Consider the following 25,327-nt stretch of genomic DNA (forward strand, 5'->3'; position numbering starts at 1 on the left):
TGCATCATGACAGATGTAACGCATAGAAGGTTGAATTATCGATATTCGACGAGAGCCTTATCTATGCAAAGACCCGTATCGGCAGCGTTGTGCCTGCTCGCCACGCTCGTAGCGGGGGCTGGCGCCGCCAGTGCCCAGACCAGTGCACAATGCTACTGGGACGACCTCGAATGCCGGACGGTCGAGGGCGGCCTTGCGGCCGCTTCGCCAGGCCAGATCGACACGGTCGCCGATGCAATCACCGGGACGCGGGCGCGGTTCGAGACCCATTTCGGGCGCCCGGCCCCGCAGGTCGCCGTCGTGGAAGGTACCGGCCGCCTGGACGCGCAGCGCGGCCAGCTGGAAACAGATGGCTACCCGGCTGCCCTGCCCTGGATCACCCGGGCCCAGAAGGAGGACCTCAAGACCGCAGCCATCCGCAAGCAGGTCGTGGACCAGCTGCCACCGGGCACGCCCGACGCGGTCATCAATGGCGCCGTGCAGCAGGCCCTGTCGAAGATCAGCAAGGTCTCAGGTGAGAGTGAAGACGAGATCGCCGCCGCGAAAGCCAGCGAAGCGAGCGCCCTAAACCACGAGATCGGGCATGTCCTCTTCATGGAAGCCTACTGGCCGGACCGCGAGAGCAGCGGCGGCAAGCATTATGGCGGGCCCGCGCCGGACTGGTTCGATGAAACCGCCGCCCTCCTAATGGAGGATGACAGCATGCAGCAAGGCCGTTGGGACCGGCTGCTGGACACCTATGCCGAGCCGGACGGCTTCATCCCGCTGGACCAGCTTTTCAGCATGCAGCATCCGCTGCTTGCCGCCGTGCAGGCCTATCGCGGCAAGGACGGCGCAACCGGCAGCCAGACCGGCGCGATCGTGATCACCGGCGAGGAAGCAGACCGCCTGCTCAGGGCCGCCGATATCCCCGATCCGGAACTCTTCTACCGCCAGGGCCTCGGCCTAGCCCGCTACATGATGGAGACGAGCGGCAACCCGGCCATTTTCGGCGCGATTGCCGAAGGGCTTGCCAGTGGCGAGACGATGGAAAGCTGGCTTGCCGCAGACGGCGCCGCAGCGGGCCTGCCGGGAACGGTGGAAGCGCTGGAGGCCGCCTTTCTCGACTGGCTCTCGACCAACGCGGCCGACCGGCCCTAGAGCGACTCCAGCAGGGCGGGCAGGCGTTCGATACTGCTGATCTTGCGGAAGCGCTCGGCGCCTTCCGGCGGCTCGGCCCGTTCCAGCTCCCAGGTCAGCCCGTGCGGGACATGCACGCCCCAGCTGCCGGCCTCAATGGCCGGGATGACGTCCGACTTCAGCGAATTGCCGACCATCATGGCTTTCGCGGGGCCGCCCTCGGTCGCCCCGAAGATGCGCTCATAGACGGCGGGTGTCTTGTCGGAGACGATCTCGACCCCGTCGAACCAGTCACCGAGGCCGGACTGGGCAAGCTTGCGTTCCTGGTCGAACAGGTCGCCCTTGGTGATCAGGATCAGCGAATAGTGCGGCGCGACCTCCTCCAGCGTGTCATGCACGCCGGGCAGCGTCTCGACCGGATGGGACAGCATCGCGCGGCCCGCCTCGAGGATTTCCTTGATGGTCGAGGCCGGCACCTTGCCGCTCGTCACCTCGATGGCCGTCTCGATCATCGACAGGGTGAACCCCTTCACCCCGAAGCCGTAGAGCCCGAGATTGCGCCGCTCGGCCTCCAGCAGCTTCTGCCCGATCGTGTCCGGATCGGCATGCTCGGACAGCATGTCGAAGATCTGTTCCTGGGTGAGCCGGAAGACGCTCTCATTATGCCAGAGCGTATCGTCGGCATCGAAACCGATCGTGGTGATGGGGCGCGTCATGGCATGTCCGATAAAGCCGCTCGCGGCGCGACGCAATTGCTTGTGCCGCGCCCCATTCCGGAGAATAGTCACACGGCAGGGGCAGGCCGGGGGGCGGTATCCGATGAGTTTGCAAGAAACAGAGACACCGGCCGAAACACCGGCCGCGCTGCCGCGCTGGACCTGGGACCGCACCAATCGCTGGCTGACCCTGGCCGCGAATATCGGCGTCCTGCTTGGTCTCATCGTGCTGATCGTTGAGGTCCGGCAGAACGCGGCGTTGACGCGGCTATCTCAGGAGACTGGGAAAGCGGCCATGTTCGCGCAGATCGAATTGAGCCTTGCGACACCGGCCGCATCCGCCGCGTGGATGAAGGCGATCCATACGCCGGAAGACCTTACCGACAGCGAGTTGCGGATGGCCGAAACCCAGCTGGTGGCGATCATGCAGCAATGGGACACGCTGATCAGCATGGAGCAGGAAGGGCTGGTCGATCGTGCGCGGGTCAAGATGCATATCCGGAACACCGCGCCGTTTTTCTTCGGCAGCCGTTTCGCCAAGCGCTGGTGGGAGCGCGAGGAGATCGGATGGACCGGCACCCCGATGTTCGAGGTCGCAGACCCAATCATCAAGGCCATCGACCCCAACTTTCTGGTTGAACACTATGCCTTCATCCGCGCGCCCTTCATCGAGAGCGAGGGCGATGACGCATCCAGAACCGTTCTGGAAAACGAAACGGGCATCAACGAGGCCACCCCATGATCCTCCAGCGCCTCGCCACGTCCATCCGCAAGCAGGACTGGTTCACCGTCCTGATCGAGACGCTGATCGTTGTGTTTGGTGTGTTTATCGGTCTTCAGGTCAACAACTGGAACGGCGCCCGGCAAGATAGGGCGGCCGGGCTCTATTATCTCTCAAGCATCGGAGAGGACATCGCCAGCGACGCGGTGCAACTTGAAGCGCATATTGATGGCCTCAGCCGGGAAGCCGAGCATGCAGAGATCATTGTGCGCTATCTGGAAGGGGAAGATGTCGGTCTCAGCGACTGGGCAATGTTCCAGCTGATCTACTTTCGAGCCGGCTGGACACCCTTCACGCCGAACAGCGTGACTTATGATGAATTGGTCAGTGCCGGTCAGTTCAAACTGTTGCCCGATGCTGCGCTTCGCCGGGAAATTGGCGACTATTATGCCGGTCTGGAAGATTTCTCGATCTTCTACGCGTTCCAGCCGCCCTTGCGAGAGATTATTCGTGGCAAGTACTCGCCCGAGACGCAGGCCTATATGTGGCAGACCTGTTTCACCAATGCCAATTACAGGCTCGGCTACGGCTCGATAACAGATTGCCCTGCGTTTGACGATCCGGACCAGATCGCGCGGACGCTTCAGATACTGAAGCAGACCGACGGGCTCGCCGACGCGGTGCGCTACACCCAGTCGATCCGGCTTATCGTGCTGAACGGAGCACCAACTGATCTGGAAGAGGCGCGTATGCTGTCTGCGAAAATTGCAGGAGTCGCCCCATGATCCTCCAGCGCCTCGCCACCTCTATCCGCAAGCAGGACTGGTTCACCGTCCTGATCGAGACGCTGATCGTCGTGCTGGGTGTCTTCCTCGGTATCCAGCTCGGCAATCTGAATCAGGCGCGGGTCGAGCGAAACAGCGAGCAGGTCCTGCTCTTGCGCCTGCAGGAGGAGACCCGCTCACTTCTGGACACACAGAAAGAAGAGCTGGCCGTACATGGCCCTCGCATTGAGCTGGCCACAGACGCGAATGCCGTCATGTTCTCGCTCACCCCGTCACGGCCACTGACCAATGATGAGTGCTGGGCTGTGCTCGTTTCACACTGGATTCCCTCGCCCACCGAAGCATTGTCGAGCCTTGATGAGCTCATTTCATCCGGCCGGTTTGACCTGATTTCCAACCCTTCCGTGAAGTCGGCCCTGCGCGACTATGCTGTTGTGCAGGAACGGTCCCGGGCTGCGCGGGCAGAAGCGGTCAACGAACTTTTCCGGCTTCACGTCCGATATCCGGACGCCATCTGGCTTGAAGTGGGGGGTGCGGAAGATGCAGGCTACGTTTCTCCAAGTGCGGGCCGTGACGACAAAGGCCTGGTGTGGCGATATAATTGTGACATCGACCAGATACGCGGGAACAAAGGCCTCCTCAGCGAGTACAGCGACAACATCGCGCGCCTGGAGTCATTCCTCGACCGGTACGAACACCGCATTGCGGTCCTGACCGTGCTGGATGCTGAACTGACGAAGGAACTGGGCACGTCCGGCTCGCGCCGCGAGAGCGATGCCGCGCCATGATCAACAAACCGACCCTTCGCGAAGCGGTTTCAGACGCAGACTATGCCGGTTTCGGAGACCTGATCAGCGAGTATGTGGTCTGGTGCCGGGAGCGCTACGCGGCTGATCCCTGGCTGGTCGACATGGCATTCAGTTACCAGTCGCTGGACAGGGAATTGGAGCAATTGCGCGTGTCCTACGGACCGCCAAACGGTCGAACACTCATCGCGCTGGACGCAAACCGCGTCATCGGCGGCGTCGCCTACCGCGTGATCGGGCCCGATACGTGCGAGATGAAGCGAATGTATGTGCGCACAAACGAGGCGGGCAGAGGGACCGGTCGGCTCTTGTGCGAGGCGCTGCTCGAACTCGCCGCAGCGAACGGCTTCGGCCGAATGGTGCTCGATACGAGCCGCGACATGACTGAGGCCATCGGTCTCTATCGGTCCTGCGGGTTCATCGATTGTGCGCCATATGTCGACTATCCTGAGCGCATGCAGCCGATGATGCTGTTCATGGAAAAAGCGCTGGAGGCGAAACAATGATCCTCCAGCGTCTCGCCACCTCCATTCGCAAGCAGGACTGGTTCACCGTCCTCATCGAAACGCTGATCGTCGTCCTCGGTGTCTTCCTCGGTCTCCAGCTCGGCAACTGGAACGAGGCGCGGGCGGACAGGGCGCGGGAAACCGAACTGCTCCAGGCGCTTCATCAGGAAATCGAATTCTCCATTCGCCTCACCGAGCAGAAAGCCGACGCCGTCCGACAGGTGGTCGCAGCCGGCAAACGCTCGCTCGACTTCCTTGAAGCGGGCGAAGACTGCGCAGACGAATGCTGGCCTGTCCTGGTTGATTTCTTCCACGCTTCCCAATGGCAATCGATCGAGGTCAACCGGTCAACTTATGACGAGATGCGCCGGCAGGGCTTTCCACGCTCGCGGGACGTCGTCGATGCCGTCGAAGGATACCTTGCCCAGAACGCGACCTTGTCGGTCACAAACGTCTTGCCCGGTTATCGCTCACGCGTGCGCCAGCTCATCCCGTTCGACGCTCAGGACTTCTATTGGGAACATTGTTATGTGCTGAACGATGGCGCGGAAACCTATGTCCTCGACTGCCCGAAGGGCATCAGCGACGAGGCCGCCGCACAAGCCATCACACGGATCGCCGATACGCCCGATATCGGGCTCCTGCTCACCGAATGGGCGGGCCTCAACAGCGCTACGCCCACCGATCTGGCAGAGCAGAACAAGGCGGCACAACGCGCACTCGCAGTGATCGAGGAAGAGCTGGCGCGCCGGCAATAAAAAGCCCCCGCTCGCTTCAGGGGGCGAGCGGGGGCCAGCTCAAGGTGACAAACGAGGAGCCGGGTCAGTCACCTTTTCGCTGTTTCACATCCTCTTCCTGGGCGACGGCGCGATCTTCCTCGTCGAATTCGATCTCCGCCTCCTCGCCCTTGCCATAGTCGCGGGACTTCTTGGCCAGGCGCGACATCGACTCCTGCATCGTGCCGGCGCCCATCGCCATGGTCTTGCTGGCCGAGACGCCAACGCCTTCGGCATCATCGAACTTGGCGAATTCGGCGCCGAGGAAAACCACTTCCCAGCCCTTCGCCTCGACGCGGTCGAGCGCGGCTTTCGCGCCTTCCTTGGTGATCTCCTTGGAGGAGTTTTCCAGCCCGTCGGTCATGATGACGATGACGGCCTTTTCCGGATTGTCGGCTTCCGCCGTCGCGACGATGCGGCCGATCGCGTCGAAGAGCGGGGTCATGCCGCGCGGGCTGACCTCGTCATTGGTGACCGTCTGCCACTGGCCAGGCTCCACGTCCTTGCGCAGCACGTCGTATTGCAGGCTTTCCTGGTAGTCGAAGACGGCGAGCGTCACGGACGTTTCCAGGTCGTCGGTCTCGCCTTCCTCGGCCTTGCCGACTTCGGAGGCATAGGCATTTACAGAGCCGAGCGCCTCGTCCCAGATGGACGACATCGACCCGGTGCGGTCGAGAAGAATGTATGAGTGCACTTCATTGCCCCCCGTCAGTGTAGCTGGTTGTGTCTCGTCCGGCGCCGGGGCCGGATTGGCCGCGCAGGCCCCGAAGCTTGCGGCGGCAGCGATGGTGGTGAGTATGGTTTTCTTGAACATTGGGTGTCTCCTCTCGTCTCCCTCGAAGCCCCACCCTTGCCAAGGAGCTTCCATGAAGGAGACGCTGCGCCCCGAATGCGGCGGCGAGGGGGCAGGTTTTAGGTGAAAGGTCGGTAATCTCTGGGCACGGCCGGTCTGGCCTGCCCTCCCGCAAAAGCCCATCCGCCGGAACCAATGACCCGCTCGCCGGTTCGTCTGAAACACATGCAAAGGGAGGGTCTCATGGATCCGGTAGGAATTCTTCTCTGGCTCGTCATTGGCGGCGTTGCCGGCTGGCTCGCAGGCAAGGTCATGCGCGGCGCAGGCTTCGGCATCGTCGGCAATATCATTGTCGGGATTGTCGGCGCCGTGCTCGGCGGCTTCGTTTTCGGCGCGATCGGCATCAGCTTTGCCGGGATCATCGGCAGCCTGATCGGCGCCTTCCTCGGCGCCTGCATCCTGCTCTTCCTGATCAGCCTCGTGAAACGGGCCTGACGCCAGCACCACCTGACACGACAAGCCCCGGCCCTACCGCCGGGGCTTTTTCATTTTCCCAGCGCGTAGAGAACGCCACTTGCCCCACACACACTTCTGAATATGGTGCGCGCCGAACACACCACCCCTGCCCGGAGCCCGCGCAAACCATGGCCACGCCCACCACCCCGCCGAAGAAAGTCGTCCTTGCCTATTCCGGGGGCCTCGACACCTCGATCATCCTGAAATGGCTGCAGACCGAGTTCGGCTGCGAGGTCGTCACCTTCACCGCCGATCTCGGCCAGGGCGAGGAGCTGGAGCCGGCGCGCGCAAAGGCGCTGAAGATGGGCATCAAGGAAGAGAACATCTTCATCGAGGACCTGCGCGAAGATTTCGTGCGCGACTATGTCTTCCCGATGTTCCGCGCCAATGCCGTCTATGAAGGCGTCTACCTGCTCGGCACCTCGATTGCCCGCCCGCTCATCGCCAAGCGCCAGATCGAGATCGCGCAGGCCGTCGGCGCCGATGCGGTCTGCCATGGCGCAACCGGCAAGGGCAATGACCAGGTCCGCTTCGAGCTTGGCTATTACGCCCTGCAGCCGGACATCCGCGTCATCGCCCCGTGGCGCGACTGGGACTTCAAGGGCCGCTCCGACCTCATCAAGTTCGCCGAGGAGCATGGCATTCCCGTTCCGGCCGACAAGCGCGGCGAGGCGCCCTTCTCGGTCGATGCGAACCTGCTGCACACCTCGTCCGAGGGCAAGGCGCTGGAGGACCCGGCCGTCGAGACGCCGGACTTTGTCTACCAGCGCACCGTCTCTCCGGAAGAGGCCCCGGATACGCCGGAATACATCACCATCCAGTTCGAGAAGGGCGACCCGGTCGCCATCAACAACGAAGCCATGTCGCCGGCCACCCTGCTCACAAAGCTCAACGAGTATGGCGGCAAGCACGGCATCGGCCGGCTGGACCTGCTGGAGAACCGCTTCGTCGGCATGAAGTCGCGCGGCATGTATGAGACGCCGGGCGGCACCATCCTGCTGACGGCGCATCGCGGCATCGAGCAGGCCGCCCTCGACAAGGGCGCGGCCCACCTCAAGGACGAGCTGATGCCGAAATATGCCGAGCTCATTTACAACGGCTTCTGGTGGAGCCCGGAGCGCGAAATGCTGCAGGCCGCCATCGATGCGAGCCAGCGCTATGTCACCGGCGAGGTCCGCCTGAAGCTCTACAAGGGCAACACGATCCTGGTCGGCCGCTCATCGCCCTACTCGCTCTATTCGGAAAAGATCGTCACCTTCGAAGACGACCGCGGCGCCTATGACCAGAAAGACGCCGAAGGCTTCATCAAGCTCAACGCGCTGCGGCTAAGGCTGCTCGCCGGGCGGGATAAGGAAGCGGGGCGGAATTAGGGATCCGCACAGCACAATTCCAAACTCTAAACCTGGCGCCTCCCCGTGGCTTGACCACGGGGTCCATCGCCCGTCCTTGCGTCTGAACGCTCCCTAACTTCAAGTCTGGATGGCGACCTCCTAACGCTCCAGAACGGACCTTCCGCCCATATCGTCCCCGTAGGAGATGGACCCCGCGATCAAGTCGCGGGGAGGCGCATCTGGGGAGCGTGCGGCAAACCGCAAACAGCCCACTCAATATGGGGTCAGTGACATCGTCAGGTCATCCCAATGCGGATTACTCTTCTCGATCAGTTCGATCTTCCAGCGCCGTTTCCACTCCTTCATCCGTCGTTCCGCTGCCAACGCCGGCGCCATCTCCGGAAAGCGCTCGAACCAGACCAGTCGTGTCACGGCGTACTTGCTTGTGAAGCGAGAACCCTGGCCGCTCTTGTGCTGCGCCATGCGGGCAATCAGATCCGAGGTCGAACCAACATATAGCGTACCGTTCTTCCGGTTGGCCAACAGATAGACCGCGATGAAATCGTATCTTGGCAAACGATCACCTCAAAATCGTACTGACAGACTTGCGCTTGAAACGCCGTAGTCAAGCCGGGCTTTCTTCAATCTTGACACCCCAACCCTGCCCCGCTATCTCCCCGCTCCATGACACTTATGACGCTCTATTATTGTTGCTGCTAGCAGTCTGACGCGCCCCATCGGGGACGCGACCTGAGCCATATTGTCTTCAACCCTTACAATCTGATCGCTGACGCCTGATCCGGGCGCGACCACCCTTCCCCTCTCCTTGGGGAGAGGGATTAGGGGTGCGGGGGCGTGCCAGTGCCGCCATGTGCGGAGCGCGCCGTGATGGCGTTTTCATCTCCGCAAACGCAGCGCAGGGCCGAGGCCCTGTTCCCCCTCTCCCCCGGCCCCTCTCCCGAGGGAGAGGGGGGAAGGAGCGATCACCAGGAACCATAACGGCCGCCGCCTCCATGCCGCGCTGCAAACGCGGTCCCTTCCCAAGGTGGAGTGGCAGGGCAATGGGGTTCGATTCCCCGGCGGCCGTCCAATACGCAATCCTACGGATTGCCCCCGCCATTGGATGAGCCGAGCCTCCGCCCCAAGGCTTCAAGAGGAGGCAGGGGAATGCAAATCGGGAATCTCACCATCGACCCGCTCGCCGTCGGCGCGCTGGTCGGCTTCGGTTCGCTGCTGGTCATCATGTTCATCCTGATCATCTGGATCTGGCGCAAGGCCGGCAAGGGCCCCGGCGAGATCTAGCACGGCGTCGCAGCCCGGTTGACGGATTGGCCTTTCTCGGCCACCTGCCCTGTCCATGCCAATCCGTCCTTTCCAGCCCGAAGACCTTGCCGCGCTCTATGCCATCAACCAGGCGTCCACGCCGGGTGTCGGGCATGAGGATGATGCCGCCGGACTCGGCGCCCTCTTCGACATGGGCACCTGCCTTGTCGCCACGGATGACGCCGATACCCCGCTCGGCTTCATCAACCTCGTCGAGCCGGGCACCATGGCCTATACGAGCGACAATCTGCGCTGGCTCGAACGCTGGATGGCCGAGCATGACACCACCATCCACTATGTCGACCGCATCGCGGTTGCCGAGGCCGCGCGCGGACAGCGCATCGGCCAGCAGCTCTACGAGGCCGCCTTCGCGCTGACCCGGTCGAAGGGGCGCCAGTGGCTGACCTGCGAGGTCAACACCGATCCCGACAATCCCGGCTCGCACCGTTTCCATGCCCGCCTCGGCTTTGTACGCATCGGCGAAGCCCGCTTCGCACCCGACTATGCCGTCGCCTTCTACGCCCGCGGGATAGACGGCTAGGTGTCCAATCCCCGCGCCAGGTCCATCTCGCGCCGGTCTCGAACAGGGCCGATCATGCCTCTGGCGGCAAGGGTGTGGGAGCGTTTCGGGAGCGATTTCGCAGGAGCCCTGTCCTGACGGGCCGGAGGGGCGGGAGAGGCCCGGGGACGCGGCGCAGCGAGCCCCCGGCCACCCTCAAATCAGACGGTTTTCGTACCGGAATCAGACTGGAATCATACGGAAATTGTACCGCTTCCAGACTCCCCGGGAGCGAGGAATTTTTCCAGGCCGCCAAACGCCGCGTCTTCGGAATTTCCTACGGATATTTTCAGTCGAGCAGCTGCACCATGGCATAGCGGTTGAGCGCCGCCTCATCGATGCCAAAGCCCGGATCCTTGAGCTGGCGGTGCTTGCCGTAATTCATCTGCGCCTCGAACGCAGCCTGCGGTACGCCCAGCGCAACCAGCGCCTTCTCGACCTCGGCGGCGCGCTGGCGGCAGGCCACTGCCAGCCCCTCCTGCGGCGTGCAGCCTGAGACGACGCGCAGATGGCCTGCGCGCTCATCCATCACATGCGGGCGCGCGACATAGGTCGCAAAGGCTTTGAGGTTGCTCAAGGCGCCCGCGTCCAGGCTGGCGGAGTCCGGCTCGAAGAAGACAAAAAGCGCCTCGTCGAGACGGTCGTATTCCGGTGCACCATCAACCGTCCGCGCCATGAACGCGGCGCGCCCGGCGGTCTGCATCACATCCTTGCGCCACGGCTTGATGAGGTCGGTGAGCAGCGTGTCGACGCCAAGCGCAGCCTTCACCTGGCCCTCGCTGAGTTGTTTCTGCTCGGGCTCCTTCATCGCCATCTGTTGTGGCGGCGGGCCTTGCGGCACCGAGTATTGCTCTGGCTCCTGACCCTTGGCGACGCCTTCGAAAACGCTGAGATCGGGCTCGGCCGGCGTATCCGAAACGCTCGTATCGCGCATCGAGACCTCCGTCACCTGAGGCGCCTCCAGCTGTTCGATCCGGGCCTCGACGAGGCTGCGATTGCGCGAGTCCGGGAAGGCCGCCAGGAAGCTCTCCAGCACACCCACACTGTTCGACGACAGCGACGCGGTGAGCGCGGCGGCCTCGGAGCGTTCCTCTTCGCTGGACTCGCAGCCGGCAAAGCAGAAGTCCGCGTTGCCGCGCAGGCCGCTTTCGACCCATGGCTGCTGGCGGTAACCGGTGCGCTGCTCGACGCGGGTGGCGACCCGGCGGAACAGGGTCTCGGCCGCGATACCCGGCGTCGAGATGAGCTCCGACAGGGCAAGCGTGAACTCGCTGTTTCCCTGCGTGCCATCCTCGGCGACAGCGCCCGGCGCGGTCGAATAGGCGATCAGCGTGCCGCGCACCCGGCCCGTCGCGGCCAGTCCGCCTGCCGTGCTGCGCACCGCCGCGGGCAGCGGGTTGTTGCGGCAGGCATCCAGCACGATGAAATTGGCCGCATTGCCAGCGTTTTCGAGATAGCGGAACAGCAGCTCCAGGCGCGGGGCATTGGCCCAGATATCCGCCTCATTATAGGCAACAAGGTCCGTCGGGATGAGGTAGTTCAGCCCCTCCGACTGCACGCCATGACCGGCAAAGAAAAAGAAACCCGTCGCCTCCGGCCCCGCCTCACGCAGGCGTGCGCCGAAGTCCGAGAAGGCCTGTTCCATCTGGTCTTCATCGGCGTTGAGGACGATGTCGACATCGAAGCCGAGCCCCTCCAGCGCGGCCTTCATGATCTGTGCGTCGCGCGCGGGATTTTCCAGTGACCATCCCGGTGTCTCATAGGCCGAATTGCCGATGACCAGCGCGACCCGCGGCTCATGGCCAGGCGCAGGCATCGCTGCCGGCATGGCGGCGGCTGCCACGGCGAAGACGCCAAAACAGATTGTAAGAAGCCAGGTGCGCATCGTCTCTCTCCCACCTCGTGACGGCAGGAGTTTAAGCGCTTTTCAGGCCGTGTGGAAAGTTTATCGGGAAATCCATCCCCCAAATGCGGACGAGGGGCGCCTGGCCTGGATTGGCCGGCGCCCTCTCGCTCCCCCGGGAGGCCGTCAGGCCTCCGCGATGCTGCCGACAGCGCTCTTGGCGCGGCGGTTTCCAAGACGGAAAACGGCCGGGCGTTCGTATAGCGCAATCAGCGGCGTACCCTTTATGAAACGGTGGAAAATCAGCGGTGCAGCGACCGCAAAGACCAGGACAGCGAGGCTGGCCGTACCGATATCCGGAATCAGGCCGGTCGAAGCCAAGGCCTTCTGCGCGACTTTCATCGGGATGAAGAAGGTCAGGTAGATGACGATGGAATGCTTGCCCGCATATCGAAGCATCCCGCCAACCTTGAAGCGCGCAAGCAGCGCGGCAACCGTCACGATGGCCATCGCACCGGCAAAGGCCATCACAAGGCTGACGCCCGGCATCTCGCTCCAGCCGAGGCTGACGAATTCGAAGTTCCAGAAACCCCAGGCAATCAGTGCGGCCACGGCCACTTCCCAGCTTTTTGCGACACGACTGGCCAGTGCGAAGACGAAAGGCGCGAAGGCGTAGCCGGCGAAGAAGAAGACGTACCAGTTGGCAAAACGGTTGGTGACCGACCAGCCGGTATCCACAGCGCCCGCATAAAAGGCGATGTGCAGCAGGCAGGCGCCCATGAACACGCCAATGACAGGCACGTCCTTGAGCAGCCGGGTGACCACGTAGAAGACCAGAAGCTGGTGGATAAACCACAGGCTGGAGGCCGGGAAGATCAGTTGCTTGGCGAAGATCGCGGCCACGGCGGCCGGATCGCTGAGCAGCAGGTCAGCCTCGAAGGCGAGCGTCTGCAGGCCAAGCCAGAGGATGTAGAAATAGGCGAAGTGGACGACCTTGCGGTCGATGTATTCCGGCAGCGCGCCATGGATGGAACGCGACAGGAAGAGGCCCGCGATGAGGAAGAAGTCCGGCATGCGGAACGGCTTTGCGAAGGCCACCACGTCATGCATCCAGCCGGTGCCGTGCACCATCTCGCCATAGTTCAGCGTGGAGTGCATCATCACGACAAGGATGATGCAGATGCCTTTGCCGTAATCGACCCAGTTGACGCGGTTCTCCGCCATGCCCCAGCTCCTCGGGAAACTATCCTGAGAGGCGAGACGCAAGAAACGTGCACACTTTTCAGGGGTCTGGTGTCCCCGAATGTGACAAGACGGGACAGTTCGCCCTTGAAATGTCTTGGTTTAAGCCAAGCCCTGCCACAGGATGACGGTTCAGTAATAAGATGCCAGGGGCTTCCGGTGCGGGCCAAACCATGTTTGAAACGCTACCGATTATCCGCCCCGGCGCGGAAGACGGGTTTGAAGGAGGCACAATGGCAACGCTGGCTCTGGTCGATGATGACGAGAACATTGTCGCATCGCTGAAAATGTTCTTCGAGGCGGAAGGCTACACGGTAAAGACCTATTATGACGGGCTTGCCGCCCTGTCGGGCCTGACTGAGACCCCGCCGGATCTCGCCATCCTCGATGTGAAGATGCCGAAAATGGACGGTATGGAGCTCTTGCGCCGGCTGCGCCAGACCTCCGAGCTTCCAGTCATCTTCCTGACCTCGAAGGATGAAGAGATCGACGAGGTGATCGGTTTCAATATCGGCGCCGACGATTTCGTCCGCAAACCATGCTCCAACCGCCTCCTGTCGGAACGGGTGAAAGCCGTGCTGCGCCGCTCGCGTGCCGGCGAACCGGGTTCGGAAGAAAACGACCAGAAGCCGATCGTGCGCGGCCGCCTGACCCTCGATCCCAACCGTCATGCCTGCTCCTGGGATGGCGAGCCGGTGCGCCTGACGGTCACCGAATTCCTGATCCTGCAGTCGCTTGCCCAGCGGCCCGGCTATGTGAAGTCGCGCGACCAGCTGATGGACGCGGCCTATGATGACCAGATCTATGTCGACGACCGCACCATCGACAGCCACATCAAGCGGCTGCGCAAGAAGTTCCGCGAAGTCGATGACGAGTTCGACGCGATCGAGACGCTCTACGGCGTTGGATACCGCTATAATGAGAGCTGAGCGGGGCCTGCGCAGAGTTTAGCGGATCACGAAGTCGAAATAGGTGTCGGGATAGGGCTCATCCACCAGGGTGAAATGCCACCATTCCTCCCGCAATCCCTTGAAACCATGCGCGGTCATGATGGCGTTGAGAAAGGCGCGGTTTGCCCGCTGCTGCTTGCTGGGGCGCGGATCCGACGGCCATGACAGAGGATCGAACAGATCAAAGGGCGAGCCCATGTCGATCGCTTCAAGGCTCGCCAGATCCACGATTGTAAGGTCCATGGTGCTGCCGCGCGAATGGCCGGACTTTTCGGCGATGTAGCCCAACTCGAACAGCTGCGACTTCTCCACATTGGGGTAGTAGACGGGCTTGGTTGACTGGTCATCGAGATCGCGGGCCCAGCGGGCAAAATGCGCGACAGCCCGCGCCGGGCGATAGCAGTCGAAGACCTTTAGCCCCAGGCCAAAACCCGCAAGCTCGGCCTGCACCTCGCCCAGCGCATCGGCAGCCTCACGTGTCAGCAGGCAGACCGGCGCTTCATAGCCGTCAATCGGCGCACCGACGAAATTGTCGGCGGTGTGATAGCGCACGTCCTCAATGAGGCCGGGCACATGCTCGGCCACCCTCACAAATCCGTCCGGCCTCACCGTTTCGCTCTCCCGTTCCTCGATGGATGCGCAAGCCACCAGGCTGAAGAGCGCGATCCACAGCAGCGCCTTCACCGGATTAATCGACATCCCTGCCTGTGGTCCCGACAGGCGGGATAGGCTGTGCGCGCAATTCGGGGATGGGCTCGGCAGCGATCTTGTCTTTCAGATAGGAAAGCGCCGTGCTGAGCTGATTGTCCGCGCCGCGATAGGTGGCGAGGGGCGGATTGGTCGCCTCGATATCGGGCGAGACACCGCGCCCTTCGAGCAGCCAGCGTCCGTCCATGCCGTACTGCGCATACTCGGCGACACGCGCCTGCCCACCATCCTGTAGCCGGTTGCGGTCCGACAGCCAGATGCCGGCCCCAGCCGTGCGCGTTCCGATCAGCGGCGCAAGGCCAAGCGCCTTGACCCCGGCAGAGAAAGTCTCGCCGTCGGAATAGGTCCCCTCGTCGATCAGGACAACGAGGTGGCCCCGGAAGGCCTGCTGCATGTTGGTGTAGGCGGGCCCGCCCTCCAAGCCCTGCCAGAAGGCCCAGGCCCGGCGCAGCAGCGTTGCCATGATCCAGCTGTCAATATTGCCGCCGCGATTGCCGCGCACATCGATGATCAGACCGTCCTTGTCGAAATGCTCGTAGAAATCACGGGCAAAACTCTCGATATCGCTCGCCCCCATGGCCCGCAGGTGCAGGTAGCCAATCGCGTTTCCGGATGCCTCTGCAACCGTCCGGCGGTTCATCTCCACCCAGTGCTGGTAGCGCAGCATCGCCTCATTCCAGCCGCCACCCGGCACAACGATCTCCTCGAAGGTCTCGCCGTCGCGGTCCAGTCCCAGCAGGACCTGTTGGCCAGCACGCTTGTCGAGCGCGCGGGCAAGATCGGCCATGGTACGGACAGGCTGGCCATCGACCCTTTGGACGACATCGCCAGCGCGCACATCGATGCCCGGCTTCAGTAGCGGGCCCAGCGTATCCGGCCGGTCACGCTCGCCTTGCCAGATCGTCTCGATGCGCAGGCCATTGCGGACCGGCATGAAATCGGCACCAAGGAAGGCCGGGTCGCCGGACTCACCATCACGGGGCACCTCGCCCTGCCGGATCTGGCTGTGCAGGATGCCAAGCTCCGACGACATCTGCGCCAGAAGGTCATTCAGCTCGGTGCGGTGACCGAGACGCTCGGCCATGGGCAGGTAATGATCGCCAACGGCCTGCCAGTCGACCCCGCGCAGATTGGGGTCGAAGGCGAAGTCTCGGTGCAGCCGCCAGGCATCCTCAGCCATCTGCTGCCACTCAGCATCCGGATCGATGCGAAGCGACCAGTCGCCAAGACGGACAGCCTCTTCGGACGGATTGGACGGGAAGTCCTTCTTGGCATCGGCAATGACATAGTTCGCATTGCGGCCGTCGCCGGTCTGGACGAACAGCTTGCTGGCATCCGCCGACAGGGCAAAGCGGCGCACGTCGGAGGCATAGGTCTCCAGTTTTGCACCTTCATCCTTGATCTCGGCCCGTTTCAGGACGGTGTCCTGACGGCCCGAATAGACGAGATCGCTGCCGCCGCCTTCCAGTACGAAGAGATGTCCCTCGCTCGCAGCGAGCTGGGCAAAGGCGCCGCTGCCGAGTGGCACTTCCCAGAGTCGGGAGGACACACCGTCAAAATCGATCGTAACGGTTTTGGACTCTTCATCCTCATCATCCGACTTCTTTTTCTCGCTGTCCTTCTTCTCGTCCTTTTCCTTCTTTTCTTCAGCCTTGCGTTTGGCGTCGAGCTCATCGTCGGGCTGGAAGGGGAAACTGGCCTCGGGGTCGAGCTGCAGGGCGTAGATCTTGCCGCGCGCCTGGAAGGCCGGCCCCATGTTCCGGTCGCCCCAGGGCGAGCTTGGGGTCGCATCGAACTGGCGGTTTGAGATGAAGTAAAGCCATTTGCCATCGCGCGCGAAGACGGGTGCGAACGACTCGTACTTGCCGGATGTCAGGACATGCTTCTTCTTGTCCTTGGTGTCGTAGACAGCGACCTGCGCGATATCGCGGCCATCATAGAAACTGTAGGCAATGTAGCGGCCATCCGAAGACCAGTTGAAGTCACCGAAGGCGAAGTCGGAGCTGCCGGCGGTTTCGTCGATCAGCGTGCTGCGGCCGGTGTCCGGATCGAGATGGAAGAGCCGCCCGCGCTTGTCTGAATAGAGCAGCGTCTCATCATGTGGCGATGGCCAGATCGCCCAGACATAGACCTTGGAGCCTGTGGTCAGCGCCTTGCCGGCGCCACTCCCGTCAGCTGGCATCTGCCAGATCTCGCCGCGCTCTCCACCGTCAAGGATCGCGTAGACCTTTTCGCCCGCATGACCGATGGCGGCGGATCGCGCGCGCGTTGTGTCCGGCAAGGCATATTCAACACGCCGGCGCGGCCCCTGGAACGCTGTCACAAATGCGCCGCGCGCCGTGAGCGTGACGCTCTCGCCATCCGGAGAAAACCGGGCGCTTTCGACATAATCGAGCGGGTGCTCGATCCACCGGTCACGCTGATAGTCTGCATCGCTGGCGAGCCAGATATCCAGTTTCGAGGTCGTATTCGCCACAATATTGTAGACATAGACGTCGGCGCCGCTCTGATAGGCAATCTTGCCATTGTCGAGGTAGGAGTCGTCCATCAGCCAGCGCTCGGACCGGGTGTGCTGGCGAAGGTCACCGCCTTGCGGATCCATCGACCAGATATTGTCCGCACCGGACTTGTCGGAGATGAAATAGACCCGGCCATTCCACCACATGGGATGGCGGATGGGCGCACCGAAATCCGCCGCCAGACGGACCGCCTCAGCGTCGCTGCCCATCGTATAGCGCCAGAGCTGCGCCATCCGGCCGCCGCGATACTGGACGGCATGGTCGTTGAACATGGACAGGCCAAAGCGTGTGAAGAACAGGGTTTCACCGTCATCCGACAGGGCCGCCTCATCCGCATCCGCGAGCGGGATGTCCGCCTCCGTGCCGCTCGTAATGTTGATGGTCCGCAGCAGGTAGGGGACGGTGCCCGGAATATTGCCGGTATTGTAGAGGACCGTATTGTCATCCAGCCAGCCGCGCACGGAGACGCGCCCGCCTTCAGCGGTCAGGCGGCGTGGCTCACCCCCCGTGACCGGCATGAGGTAGATCTCGGTCGGGCCGTCATAGCTGGCTTCAAACGCAATCCAGCGGCCATCGGGCGACAGTTTGGGTGCGCTTTCGACTTCCGGATGCGTTGTAAGGCGCTGCGCGGTGCCGCCATCCGGCGCCACCCAGAAAAGGTCCCCTTCGCTCTGGAAGACCATGACATTGTCGTTGAATGCCGGGGACTGGTAATACCCGACCGATTGCGCCGACGCTGCCTGCAACAGCGTTGCACCAAGACCCGCGACCAGGCCCGCCAGAACTCGCACCATTGTGCCCCCTTGATTTGCTGGGGGGAGATAAGCATCCGGTTTTCCAGCAGGCAAGAAGGCCGCTGAAGGTTCAGCCCTTGCCGGGCGTCAGGCCTTCAACTGCATCTGGCCCATATAGTCCCGCTTACCGAGCGGCACGCCCTGCATGCGCAGGATGTTGTAAGCTGTCGTCGCGTGGAAATAGGCATTCGGCTTGGAAAAGGACAAGAGGAATCCTTCCGCTGTGAATGGCATTTCGCGTGGACCGATCTTGAAAATCACATCCTTGCCCTGACAGGCATTCAGGGCGTCCGCATCGACAGACGCAAGATCCTGACTGGCTTTCTCCAGCGTTGCCTCGAAGCCGGCGAAGTCCAGTTCTGCCAGACCGGACGGTGGTGCAAACGTTCCAGTTTTCACGCCATTGATCGCACCGATGCTGTGGTGGGCCACCGAATGCAGCTGGAAGGTCAGGGGCAGCATGTCTTCGTGGATGCGCAGGCGGAGCAGGTCGTCCGGGCTGCGTCCGTCAGCCCTGTAGTGATCGGCCCCCTTTTTCAGGATGCCCTGAACGCTTCCGACAACCTGGCGGAATGGCGGGACAACGATGTCATAGAGTGACAGGCTCATGGGTGGCTCCTCCGGTTTCCTGCTTTTCCGATGCAGCTAACTCCCCTCCCACGCCGAAGCAAGCGAATGCGATGGGGGCTTTGCTCATGGCTCTGCCCGGCTTATGCCGGAACGAGACAATTCAATGGAGAAGCAACCCATGGCAGACCCCGAAAACACGATCCTCATGGAAACCACCCAAGGCCCGGTGAAAATCGAACTTCGTCCCGACCTTGCCCCCAACCATGTCGCCCGCATCAAGGAGCTGGCGCGCGAGGGCTTCTATGACGGCATCGTTTTCCACCGCGTGATTGATGGTTTCATGGCGCAGGTCGGCTGCCCGAACGGCACCGGCACGGGCGGATCCGACAAGCCGGACCTGAAGGCCGAGTTCAATGCCGAGCCGCACGTGCGCGGTATCTGCTCCATGGCCCGCACCAATCAGCCGCACTCGGCCAATTCGCAATTCTTCATCGTGTTCGACGATGCCCGCTTCCTGGACAAGCAGTACACCGTATGGGGCAAGGTCGTCGAAGGCATGGAAAATGTCGACAAGCTGAAACGCGGCGAGCCCGTGCGCGATCCCGATTCCATCGTGTCCATGAAAGTCGCCGCGGACGCCTGAGGCGGCTCTCGAGGGGACAGGCATAACGCATGGCCAGGCAGGACAAGTCAGACAAGCGGGGCATCCAGGAACGCGGCAAGCAGGTCTTCGGATCACGCATTGCCCGGCTGATCTTCGCGTCCAACCTGGCCGGGCTCGCCATCCTGATCGTCGGTGCCATGGTGCTGAACGAGATGCGGGCGAGCTTCGTCGTTGCCAAGAAACAGGACCTGGTCGGCCAGGCACAGGTCTTCTCGAACCTGCTGGCCGAAGGGGCGACCTTCGGCCAGCCACAGCCCGTCATGGACGAAGACCTCGCCCGCGCTACGCTGGCCGATCTGTCCCTGCCGGTCTCGGTACGCGGCAAGGTCTATTCCGCCGACGGCGAGCTGATCGGTGACAGCTATTTCCTGTCTGACCGGGTCATTGTCTCGGCGCTGCCGCCCATCCAGGAGCCGAGCCAGCTTTCAAAAATCGGCCGGTCACTGTCTGAATGGGCGGTCTCGACCTTCGGGGCCCTGATCCCCAATCGCGGCGGCGATGCGGTGCGAACGCAGACCTTCCAGCAGGAATTTACCGTCGCTCTCGGTGGCGGCGAGGCGGCGAGCCAGCGTTTCAATGATCGCGGCCAGCGGATTATTTCCGTCTCGGTTCCGGTCCAGCACGTCTCGGCCGTGGTTGGCGTGCTGACACTGGAATCGAACGATATCGACGACATCATACGGGCCGAACGCGCCGCGCTGATCCCGTTCATCGGGGTGGCGGTCCTTGTCGCGATGATCACCTCGGGGCTGTTGACCGTCGGCATTGCCAGCCCGCTGCGCCGCCTGGCGCGCGCGGCTGACGATGTCGGATCGGGCACCACCCAGACCCTCGACCTGCCAAAGGTCACGCGCCGGCGCGACGAGATCGGTGCCCTCGCCAATTCCATGCAGCAGATGACCGAGGCGCTGTTCGAACGAATTACCTCAAATGAACGCTTCGCGGCAGACGTTGCCCATGAGCTGAAGAACCCTCTGACTTCGATCCGCTCCGCTGTCGAAACAGCCGAGCGCGTCAAGGACAATCCCGAGGCGATGCAGAAGCTCCACAAGGTGATCGCCCAGGATGTCGGCCGGCTCGACAGGCTGATTACCGACATTTCCAACGCATCGCGCCTTGAAGCGGAGATCACCCGTGTCCCGACCGAGACGCTGAACATCTCCCGTTTTGTCGAAGATATCGTCTCGACCTATGAACACCTCGCCCTGGACGGCGGTCGGGCGACTGTAGCCTTCCGCGATGAAACGATGGGCGCTGGCCTTCGCGTGCGCGGCCGTGAAGGCCCGCTCGGTCAGGTCATCCGCAACCTGATCGACAATGCCCTGTCCTTCTCGCCGGAAACGGGAACCGTCACTGTCAGGCTCGAACAGGGACGTGTCGGCCCGCAGACGACGGCCCTCATTTCCGTTGAAGATGAAGGACCGGGCATTCCGGAAGACAAGCTGGAGAAGATCTTTGACCGGTTCTACACTGACCGGCCAAAAGGCTCTGCTTTTGGCAAGAATTCGGGGCTGGGCCTGTCGATCGTCCAGCAGATTGCCACGACACATATGGGGCGGGTATGGGCCGAGAACCGCTCTGAAGGCGGTGCCCGCTTCGTTGTCGAGCTGCCCGCGATATAATCCGGTCACAGCCGATTCCGCTTGACCTGTGAAAAACCCGTGTCAGCATCATGGGTTTGGGGCCGGTTGGTAAGAGTGAATGATTGGTATTGTAGTCGTCAGCCATGGCAAGCTGGCACGCGAATTGGTCCGGGCGACCGAGCATGTTGTCGGCGAGCAGGAATACTTCCGGTCGATATCGATCGAGGCGGAAGACGATATCGATGCGAGGCGCGAACAGATCCGTGAAACCGTAGCGGCCTGCAATACCGGCAAAGGCGTCATCATCGTCACCGACATGTTTGGCGGCACGCCATCCAACCTGGCCATTTCCGTCATGCCGGACGCCCGGATTGATGTCATCGCAGGGGTCAACCTGCCGATGCTGATCAAGCTGATCGAGGTTCGTGACCAGGTGAAGTTCGAAGAGGCCGTCCGCGTGGGGCGCGATGCCGGCCAGAAATACATTCGCGTTGCCTCGGAAGTCATGGACCGGACAGCGTGAACCAGGCGGATACCGAAATCGAACAGACCGTCCGGATCGTGAACCGGAAAGGCTTGCATGCGCGCGCGTCGGCCAAGCTCGCCAAACTGGCGGTCACGCTGCCGGCGCAGGTCTTCGTCATGCGCGAAGGCGAAGTCGCCAACGCTCATTCGATCATGGACTTACTGATGCTGGCCGCCCACCAGGGCAGCGAAGTCACCGTCAAGGCGAGCGGCAAGGATGCCGGGCCGTCCGTCGAGGCGGTCGTCGACCTGATTGCCGACGGCTTTGGCGAACGCGACGAAGACGACTGAACTCCCGCACAGGACTACAGGACCAGCGGCGCGATCCAGTAGCCGATGGCCGCAATGATGACGATGCCTGCAAGGTTGATCCGGAGGCCGCGTTTCATCATCTGCGCCATGCTGACTTCGCCGCTGGCATAGACAATGGCATTGGGCGCTGTCGCGACCGGCAGCATGAACGCACATGATGCCGCCACTGCCGCCGGGCCGAGCAGGCTTTCAGGCGCGACACCGACGCCAACCGCCAGTGCACCGAGGATCGGCGCGAGCGTTGTCATCGTCGCGACATTGGATGTCAGCTCCGTCAGGAAGATGACGAGGGTCACCACCGCTGCGATGAAGAAAAGGGGCGGCAAGCTATGCAGCACGCCGAGCTGTTCACCGATCCACGTCGAAAGGCCCGTGCGCGAGACCGCATTGCCAAGTGCGATACCGCCCCCGAACAGGATCAGCACACCCCATGGCAGCCGCTCCGCCTCCTGCCAGTTGAGAAGAGCGCGCTTCTCTCCGGCGCCTGCCGGAACAAGGAACATCAGGACCGCGCCAAATATCGCAATCATCATGTCGACCTGGGCGCCGCTATAGGTCGACAGCAGAGACCAGCCCGCCGCGTCGAGCCAGCCGACAATCAGGAGCCGCAGGACCCAGAGCGTCGCCACCACGCCGAAAACAGCCGCGGCGCGCATCTCTGGCGTTGTCGTCCGGCCAAGCGCATCGAGCTGGCGATAGATATCGCCGCGCATGGCCTCACCACCCGCCAGTTTCGGCAGACCGCGCGTAACGCTCCACCAGGCCACGGGGATGAGCAGGACGGCCGCCGGGATGCCGAACGCCATCCATTGCGGAAATCCGATCGTGGCGCCGGCTTCGGCCTGCAGCCAGTTGATGGCGATGAGATTGGTTGGCGTACCGATGGGCGTCGCCACCCCGCCGATGGAGGCTGCATAGCAGATGCCCAGCAGCAAGGCGGCCGTCAGCTTGTGCGAATCCCCACCGAGAGCCGCCGCTGCCGATAGGGCGATAGGCATCATCATCAGCGTCGTCGCCGTGTTGGAGATCCACATCGACAACAGCGCTGTCGCGATCATGAAACCGAGAATGAGGGCTTTCGGGGCCGTTCCGACCCGGGCGACGACATTGAGCGCAATCCGCTTGTGCAGGTCCCAGCGCTCAATCCCCATAGCAACGACAAAGCCGCCAAGCAGCAGGACGACGATATGGTTCATGTAATCGGCGCCCACCGTCTTGGGGCTGCCGGCATCGATCAGCGGCAGGACAACCAGTGGCAGCAGCGAAGTCGCCGGAATGGGTATCGCCTCGGTTGCCCACCAGATCGCCATCCAGACAAGCAGGCAGGCGGTGCCCCATGCCGCGAAACTCAAGCCTTCGGGTGTCCCAGCCAGAAGCATGGTGAGCGCCACGGCCGGGCCAAGAACGCGGCCAACTGATTTTGCTGTTATCTTGCTGTCTCCCATCGCCGCGCAATGGGCCAGCCAGCGGCTGCAAGGTCAAGCAAATTCAAAGCGTTTCAGCGTTCCAGAACGAGGTCATCCCTGTGAATGACGGCCGGGCGGCCCCTATAGCCGAGGCGGGCTTCGATATCGTCGCTGTGAGCACCTGCCAGCCGCTGGATGTCGGCAGCCTCGTACGCGGTGACCCCTTTGGCGACAACTTCGCCCGTCGGCGCCTTGATAGCCACTGCAGCGCCCTTCTCGAACCGGCCTTCGACACCAGTGACGCCGACCGCCAGCAGGCTGGAACCATTGATTAGCGCTTTAACCGCCCCTGCATCGATCAGGACAGCCCCTTCTGGCGTGAGATGACCTTTCAGCCAGGTTTGTCTCGCGGTTGCCGGTGAAACCGGCGGGATGATCCAGGTGGCCCGCTCGCCAGCCTGCAAAGCGCCGATCGGGCTGGCGCGCTCACCGAGCGTGATTGCCGTGGCACACCCTGCCCCAAAGGCAATGCGCGCTGCCGACAGCTTGGTCGCCATGCCGCCCGATCCAACGCCGGCCTCGGCATTGGCCGCGCCGGCCATGGCTTCATGCTCATCGGTGAGCTCACGCAGCTCGGGGATATGGCTTGCCGAAGGCTCCTTGCGTGGATCGGCGGTGTAAAGACCATCGATATCGGATAGCAGGACCAGAGCGTCTGCGCTCAGCATCTGCGCGACGCGGGCTGCGAGGCGATCATTGTCGCCATACCGGATTTCCTCGGTCGCCACCGTATCGTTCTCATTGATGATCGGGACGGCGCCAGCCGCAAGCAGGGTATCGAGCGTCGCACGAGCGTTCAGCCAGCGCCGGCGACGTTCGGTATCTTCAAGGGTCAGCAGGGCTTGGGCGGCCTTGACGCCGTGCGGCGCGAACGCCTCGGCAATCGCCGACATGAGCAACGGCTGGCCGAGGGCGGCGGCGGCCTGCTTCTCTTCGAGCTTCTTGTGGGCGCCCTTCCCAAGATGTGGACGGCCAAGCGCGACAGCCCCCGATGAGACCCAGACGACTTCACGGCCCTCGGCCTTCAGCGCCGCGATATCGCCAGCCAGCCCTGCCAGCCATTCACGGCGCGGCGCGCCTTTTGCGGCGATCAGCGATGAACCGGTCTTGATGACGATCCGGCGGGCAGTATCGAGCGGCGAAGGCATCAGGGCCGCCAGCCCTCATCGGGGCCGTCATCCTCATGCTCCAGCTCATCAAGGTGGCCGAGTTCCCTGGCGATCAGGCCAAGCGCCTTGCGAACGCCGGTCCCCGCGACGGACGAAATCCGCAGCGGCTCCTGCCCGCAAACGGCTTTCAGCGCAGCAGCCTGCTCATCCACCATATCCTCGGTCAGCGCATCGACCTTGGTCAGCGCGACGATTTCGGGCTTGTCGGCCATGGCCGGATCGTACTCTTCCAGCTCATGGCGGATGGTCTGCCAGGCGCCGGCGACGTCGTCTTGTGTGCAATCGACCAGATGCAGCAGGACCTTGCAGCGCTCGACATGGCCGAGAAAGCGGTGTCCGAGACCGGCGCCTTCCGCTGCGCCTTCGATCAGGCCGGGAATATCGGCCAGAACGAAGCGTGTGCCGGGTCCCAGATCGACCACGCCAAGCCCCGGATGGAGCGTGGTGAAAGGATAGTCCGCCACTTTCGGCTTTGCGGCTGTCGCCGCCCTGATGAAGGTCGACTTGCCGGCATTCGGCAGGCCGAGAAGACCGGCATCGGCGATGAGTTTCAGGCGCAGCCAGACCGTACGCTCCTCGCCCTCCTCGCCCGGATTGGCGCGGCGCGGTGCCCGATTGGTCGAGGATTTGAAGTGCAGGTTTCCCCAGCCGCCATTGCCGCCGCGCGCCAGCAAAACACGCTGTCCGACCTCTGTAAGGTCCGCAATGAGGGTTTCCTGGTCTTCCTCGAAGATCTGCGTGCCGACCGGCAGCTTGATGATCTTGTCCTCGCCGCCCTTGCCGTGGCGCTGCTTGCCCATGCCATGCCCACCGCGGCCAGCCTTGTGGTGCTGCTGGTAGCGGTAGTCGATGAGCGTATTGAGCCCCTCGACCGCTTCAGCGTAGACGTGGCCGCCACGCCCGCCATCGCCGCCGTCCGGGCCACCGAACTCGACATAGGCTTCGCGGCGGAAGGAGGATGAGCCCCGTCCGCCGTCGCCGGCCTTGATATAGATCTTGCACTGATCGAGGAATTTCATGCCCGCGTCTTT

26 protein-coding genes are annotated in these 25,327 nt (G+C 62.7%); 15 read left to right on the top strand and 11 right to left on the bottom strand.

Annotated features, from left to right (window positions below; translation table 11 throughout):
* Nucleotides 1-63: 63 nt before the first annotated feature.
* Nucleotides 64-1,140 (top strand): hypothetical protein, encoded by a 1,077-nt coding sequence (locus D1223_RS17765; RefSeq protein ID WP_147372897.1) that lies wholly within the window; start codon nucleotides 64-66, stop codon nucleotides 1,138-1,140.
* Here D1223_RS17765 and D1223_RS17770 read toward each other — a convergent pair.
* Nucleotides 1,137-1,835, bottom strand: a complete 699-nt coding sequence (locus tag D1223_RS17770; RefSeq protein WP_119377879.1) for an HAD family hydrolase — start codon at nucleotides 1,833-1,835, stop codon at nucleotides 1,137-1,139. The genes D1223_RS17765 and D1223_RS17770 overlap by 4 nt on opposite strands.
* A 103-nt stretch (nucleotides 1,836-1,938) precedes the next feature.
* On the opposite strand from D1223_RS17770, the gene D1223_RS17775 reads away from it, so the two are divergent.
* The 5 genes from D1223_RS17775 to D1223_RS17795 are packed head-to-tail and all read left to right on the top strand — an operon-like array spanning nucleotide 1,939 to nucleotide 5,411.
* Nucleotides 1,939-2,577 (top strand): hypothetical protein, encoded by a 639-nt coding sequence (locus D1223_RS17775; protein WP_119377685.1) that lies wholly within the window; start codon nucleotides 1,939-1,941, stop codon nucleotides 2,575-2,577.
* Nucleotides 2,574-3,341 carry a DUF6090 family protein gene (locus D1223_RS17780; protein WP_119377686.1) on the top strand — a complete coding sequence of 256 codons (768 nt, stop codon included), beginning with the start codon at nucleotides 2,574-2,576 and terminating at the stop codon, nucleotides 3,339-3,341. Before D1223_RS17775 ends, D1223_RS17780 begins: the two co-directional genes overlap by 4 nt.
* Nucleotides 3,338-4,129 carry a hypothetical protein gene (locus D1223_RS17785; RefSeq protein WP_119377687.1) on the top strand — a complete coding sequence of 264 codons (792 nt, stop codon included), beginning with the start codon at nucleotides 3,338-3,340 and terminating at the stop codon, nucleotides 4,127-4,129. The genes D1223_RS17780 and D1223_RS17785 overlap by 4 nt, the downstream gene beginning before the upstream one ends.
* Nucleotides 4,126-4,653, top strand: a complete 528-nt coding sequence (locus D1223_RS17790; RefSeq protein WP_119377688.1) for a GNAT family N-acetyltransferase — start codon at nucleotides 4,126-4,128, stop codon at nucleotides 4,651-4,653. The genes D1223_RS17785 and D1223_RS17790 overlap by 4 nt, the downstream gene beginning before the upstream one ends.
* On the top strand, nucleotides 4,650-5,411 hold the full coding sequence (locus D1223_RS17795; protein WP_119377689.1) for a hypothetical protein: 762 nt from the start codon (nucleotides 4,650-4,652) through the stop codon (nucleotides 5,409-5,411). The genes D1223_RS17790 and D1223_RS17795 overlap by 4 nt, the downstream gene beginning before the upstream one ends.
* Nucleotides 5,412-5,475: 64 nt before the next feature.
* Here the strand turns inward: D1223_RS17795 and D1223_RS17800 are convergent, their stop codons facing one another.
* Nucleotides 5,476-6,243, bottom strand: coding sequence for a vWA domain-containing protein (locus D1223_RS17800; protein WP_119377690.1), 768 nt, complete (start codon nucleotides 6,241-6,243; stop codon nucleotides 5,476-5,478).
* A 222-nt stretch (nucleotides 6,244-6,465) separates the two neighbouring features.
* Between D1223_RS17800 and D1223_RS17805 the strand changes: the two genes are divergently transcribed.
* On the top strand, nucleotides 6,466-6,717 hold the full coding sequence (locus D1223_RS17805) for a GlsB/YeaQ/YmgE family stress response membrane protein (protein WP_119377691.1): 252 nt from the start codon (nucleotides 6,466-6,468) through the stop codon (nucleotides 6,715-6,717).
* 149 nt (nucleotides 6,718-6,866) lie between these two features.
* Entirely contained in the window at nucleotides 6,867-8,108 is a 1,242-nt protein-coding gene (locus D1223_RS17810; RefSeq protein WP_119377692.1) for an argininosuccinate synthase, read from the top strand.
* A 234-nt stretch (nucleotides 8,109-8,342) separates the two neighbouring features.
* Here the strand turns inward: D1223_RS17810 and D1223_RS17815 are convergent, their stop codons facing one another.
* A complete protein-coding gene (locus tag D1223_RS17815) occupies nucleotides 8,343-8,645 on the bottom strand; it encodes a GIY-YIG nuclease family protein (protein ID WP_233350007.1) in 303 nt (100 codons plus the stop codon).
* Nucleotides 8,646-9,236: 591 nt separating this feature from the next.
* On the opposite strand from D1223_RS17815, the gene D1223_RS19190 reads away from it, so the two are divergent.
* Both D1223_RS19190 and D1223_RS17820 read left to right on the top strand, forming a co-directional pair.
* A complete protein-coding gene (locus tag D1223_RS19190) occupies nucleotides 9,237-9,371 on the top strand; it encodes a hypothetical protein (RefSeq protein WP_267896326.1) in 135 nt (44 codons plus the stop codon).
* A gap of 55 nt (nucleotides 9,372-9,426) precedes the next feature.
* On the top strand, nucleotides 9,427-9,933 hold the full coding sequence (locus tag D1223_RS17820; RefSeq protein WP_119377693.1) for a GNAT family N-acetyltransferase: 507 nt from the start codon (nucleotides 9,427-9,429) through the stop codon (nucleotides 9,931-9,933).
* Between the two features lie 307 nt (nucleotides 9,934-10,240).
* Here D1223_RS17820 and D1223_RS17825 read toward each other — a convergent pair whose 3' ends face one another.
* The gene (locus D1223_RS17825; protein WP_119377694.1) at nucleotides 10,241-11,836 is read right to left on the bottom strand and encodes a caspase family protein; all 1,596 of its coding nucleotides are present in this window, start codon (nucleotides 11,834-11,836) and stop codon (nucleotides 10,241-10,243) included.
* Nucleotides 11,837-11,980: 144 nt separating this feature from the next.
* Entirely contained in the window at nucleotides 11,981-13,018 is a 1,038-nt protein-coding gene (locus D1223_RS17830; protein ID WP_119377695.1) for an acyltransferase family protein, read from the bottom strand.
* A 251-nt stretch (nucleotides 13,019-13,269) separates the two neighbouring features.
* On the opposite strand from D1223_RS17830, the gene D1223_RS17835 reads away from it, so the two are divergent.
* Complete coding sequence (locus tag D1223_RS17835) at nucleotides 13,270-13,965, top strand: response regulator transcription factor (RefSeq protein WP_119377881.1); 696 nt, start codon at nucleotides 13,270-13,272, stop codon at nucleotides 13,963-13,965.
* Nucleotides 13,966-13,983: 18 nt separating this feature from the next.
* Here D1223_RS17835 and D1223_RS17840 read toward each other — a convergent pair whose 3' ends face one another.
* The 3 genes from D1223_RS17840 to D1223_RS17850 form a co-directional block, all read right to left on the bottom strand.
* The gene (locus D1223_RS17840; protein WP_119377696.1) at nucleotides 13,984-14,685 is read right to left on the bottom strand and encodes a M15 family metallopeptidase; all 702 of its coding nucleotides are present in this window, start codon (nucleotides 14,683-14,685) and stop codon (nucleotides 13,984-13,986) included.
* Entirely contained in the window at nucleotides 14,675-18,007 is a 3,333-nt protein-coding gene (locus D1223_RS17845) for a S41 family peptidase (protein WP_119377697.1), read from the bottom strand. Before D1223_RS17845 ends, D1223_RS17840 begins: the two co-directional genes overlap by 11 nt.
* 87 nt (nucleotides 18,008-18,094) lie before the next feature.
* A complete protein-coding gene (locus D1223_RS17850; protein WP_119377698.1) occupies nucleotides 18,095-18,616 on the bottom strand; it encodes a DUF1993 domain-containing protein in 522 nt (173 codons plus the stop codon).
* A gap of 139 nt (nucleotides 18,617-18,755) precedes the next feature.
* Here D1223_RS17850 and D1223_RS17855 point away from each other — a divergent pair, with 139 nt between their 5' ends.
* From D1223_RS17855 to D1223_RS17870, 4 genes are all read left to right on the top strand, one after another.
* Nucleotides 18,756-19,220: a peptidylprolyl isomerase gene (locus D1223_RS17855; protein WP_119377699.1), complete on the top strand. Its 465-nt coding sequence runs from the start codon at nucleotides 18,756-18,758 to the stop codon at nucleotides 19,218-19,220.
* A 29-nt stretch (nucleotides 19,221-19,249) separates the two neighbouring features.
* On the top strand, nucleotides 19,250-20,863 hold the full coding sequence (locus tag D1223_RS17860) for a stimulus-sensing domain-containing protein (protein WP_119377700.1): 1,614 nt from the start codon (nucleotides 19,250-19,252) through the stop codon (nucleotides 20,861-20,863).
* 79 nt (nucleotides 20,864-20,942) lie between these two features.
* Entirely contained in the window at nucleotides 20,943-21,347 is a 405-nt protein-coding gene (locus tag D1223_RS17865; RefSeq protein ID WP_119377701.1) for a PTS sugar transporter subunit IIA, read from the top strand.
* The gene (locus D1223_RS17870; RefSeq protein WP_199288231.1) at nucleotides 21,344-21,640 is read left to right on the top strand and encodes an HPr family phosphocarrier protein; all 297 of its coding nucleotides are present in this window, start codon (nucleotides 21,344-21,346) and stop codon (nucleotides 21,638-21,640) included. The genes D1223_RS17865 and D1223_RS17870 overlap by 4 nt, the downstream gene beginning before the upstream one ends.
* Nucleotides 21,641-21,654: 14 nt before the next feature.
* Here D1223_RS17870 and D1223_RS17875 read toward each other — a convergent pair whose 3' ends face one another.
* The 3 genes from D1223_RS17875 to obgE are packed head-to-tail and all read right to left on the bottom strand — an operon-like array spanning nucleotide 21,655 to nucleotide 25,315.
* Nucleotides 21,655-23,106, bottom strand: a complete 1,452-nt coding sequence (locus D1223_RS17875) for an SLC13 family permease (RefSeq protein ID WP_119377702.1) — start codon at nucleotides 23,104-23,106, stop codon at nucleotides 21,655-21,657.
* A 53-nt stretch (nucleotides 23,107-23,159) separates the two neighbouring features.
* Nucleotides 23,160-24,275 carry a glutamate 5-kinase gene (gene proB, locus D1223_RS17880; protein WP_119377703.1) on the bottom strand — a complete coding sequence of 372 codons (1,116 nt, stop codon included), beginning with the start codon at nucleotides 24,273-24,275 and terminating at the stop codon, nucleotides 23,160-23,162.
* On the bottom strand, nucleotides 24,275-25,315 hold the full coding sequence (obgE, locus tag D1223_RS17885) for a GTPase ObgE (RefSeq protein ID WP_119377704.1): 1,041 nt from the start codon (nucleotides 25,313-25,315) through the stop codon (nucleotides 24,275-24,277). The genes proB and obgE overlap by 1 nt, the downstream gene beginning before the upstream one ends.
* Between the last annotated feature and the right edge of the window lie 12 nt (nucleotides 25,316-25,327).

The organism is Henriciella mobilis, from assembly GCF_003576285.1.
GTDB lineage: Bacteria > Pseudomonadota > Alphaproteobacteria > Caulobacterales > Hyphomonadaceae > Henriciella > Henriciella mobilis.

What these genes read in the sequence shown, in the direction of transcription:
- D1223_RS17765 (WP_147372897.1), top strand. Translation starts at nt 64, where the DNA reads ATGCAAAGACCCGTATCGGCAGCGTTGTGCCTGCTCGCCACGCTCGTA.
- D1223_RS17770 (WP_119377879.1), bottom strand. Translation starts at nt 1,835, where the DNA reads ATGACGCGCCCCATCACCACGATCGGTTTCGATGCCGACGATACGCTC.
- D1223_RS17775 (WP_119377685.1), top strand. Translation starts at nt 1,939, where the DNA reads ATGAGTTTGCAAGAAACAGAGACACCGGCCGAAACACCGGCCGCGCTG.
- D1223_RS17780 (WP_119377686.1), top strand. Translation starts at nt 2,574, where the DNA reads ATGATCCTCCAGCGCCTCGCCACGTCCATCCGCAAGCAGGACTGGTTC.
- D1223_RS17785 (WP_119377687.1), top strand. Translation starts at nt 3,338, where the DNA reads ATGATCCTCCAGCGCCTCGCCACCTCTATCCGCAAGCAGGACTGGTTC.
- D1223_RS17790 (WP_119377688.1), top strand. Translation starts at nt 4,126, where the DNA reads ATGATCAACAAACCGACCCTTCGCGAAGCGGTTTCAGACGCAGACTAT.
- D1223_RS17795 (WP_119377689.1), top strand. Translation starts at nt 4,650, where the DNA reads ATGATCCTCCAGCGTCTCGCCACCTCCATTCGCAAGCAGGACTGGTTC.
- D1223_RS17800 (WP_119377690.1), bottom strand. Translation starts at nt 6,243, where the DNA reads ATGTTCAAGAAAACCATACTCACCACCATCGCTGCCGCCGCAAGCTTC.
- D1223_RS17805 (WP_119377691.1), top strand. Translation starts at nt 6,466, where the DNA reads ATGGATCCGGTAGGAATTCTTCTCTGGCTCGTCATTGGCGGCGTTGCC.
- D1223_RS17810 (WP_119377692.1), top strand. Translation starts at nt 6,867, where the DNA reads ATGGCCACGCCCACCACCCCGCCGAAGAAAGTCGTCCTTGCCTATTCC.
- D1223_RS19190 (WP_267896326.1), top strand. Translation starts at nt 9,237, where the DNA reads ATGCAAATCGGGAATCTCACCATCGACCCGCTCGCCGTCGGCGCGCTG.
- D1223_RS17820 (WP_119377693.1), top strand. Translation starts at nt 9,427, where the DNA reads ATGCCAATCCGTCCTTTCCAGCCCGAAGACCTTGCCGCGCTCTATGCC.
- D1223_RS17825 (WP_119377694.1), bottom strand. Translation starts at nt 11,836, where the DNA reads ATGCGCACCTGGCTTCTTACAATCTGTTTTGGCGTCTTCGCCGTGGCA.
- D1223_RS17830 (WP_119377695.1), bottom strand. Translation starts at nt 13,018, where the DNA reads ATGGCGGAGAACCGCGTCAACTGGGTCGATTACGGCAAAGGCATCTGC.
- D1223_RS17835 (WP_119377881.1), top strand. Translation starts at nt 13,270, where the DNA reads ATGGCAACGCTGGCTCTGGTCGATGATGACGAGAACATTGTCGCATCG.
- D1223_RS17840 (WP_119377696.1), bottom strand. Translation starts at nt 14,685, where the DNA reads ATGTCGATTAATCCGGTGAAGGCGCTGCTGTGGATCGCGCTCTTCAGC.
- D1223_RS17845 (WP_119377697.1), bottom strand. Translation starts at nt 18,007, where the DNA reads ATGGTGCGAGTTCTGGCGGGCCTGGTCGCGGGTCTTGGTGCAACGCTG.
- D1223_RS17850 (WP_119377698.1), bottom strand. Translation starts at nt 18,616, where the DNA reads ATGAGCCTGTCACTCTATGACATCGTTGTCCCGCCATTCCGCCAGGTT.
- D1223_RS17855 (WP_119377699.1), top strand. Translation starts at nt 18,756, where the DNA reads ATGGCAGACCCCGAAAACACGATCCTCATGGAAACCACCCAAGGCCCG.
- D1223_RS17860 (WP_119377700.1), top strand. Translation starts at nt 19,250, where the DNA reads ATGGCCAGGCAGGACAAGTCAGACAAGCGGGGCATCCAGGAACGCGGC.
- D1223_RS17865 (WP_119377701.1), top strand. Translation starts at nt 20,943, where the DNA reads ATGATTGGTATTGTAGTCGTCAGCCATGGCAAGCTGGCACGCGAATTG.
- D1223_RS17875 (WP_119377702.1), bottom strand. Translation starts at nt 23,106, where the DNA reads ATGGGAGACAGCAAGATAACAGCAAAATCAGTTGGCCGCGTTCTTGGC.
- proB (WP_119377703.1), bottom strand. Translation starts at nt 24,275, where the DNA reads ATGCCTTCGCCGCTCGATACTGCCCGCCGGATCGTCATCAAGACCGGT.
- obgE (WP_119377704.1), bottom strand. Translation starts at nt 25,315, where the DNA reads ATGAAATTCCTCGATCAGTGCAAGATCTATATCAAGGCCGGCGACGGC.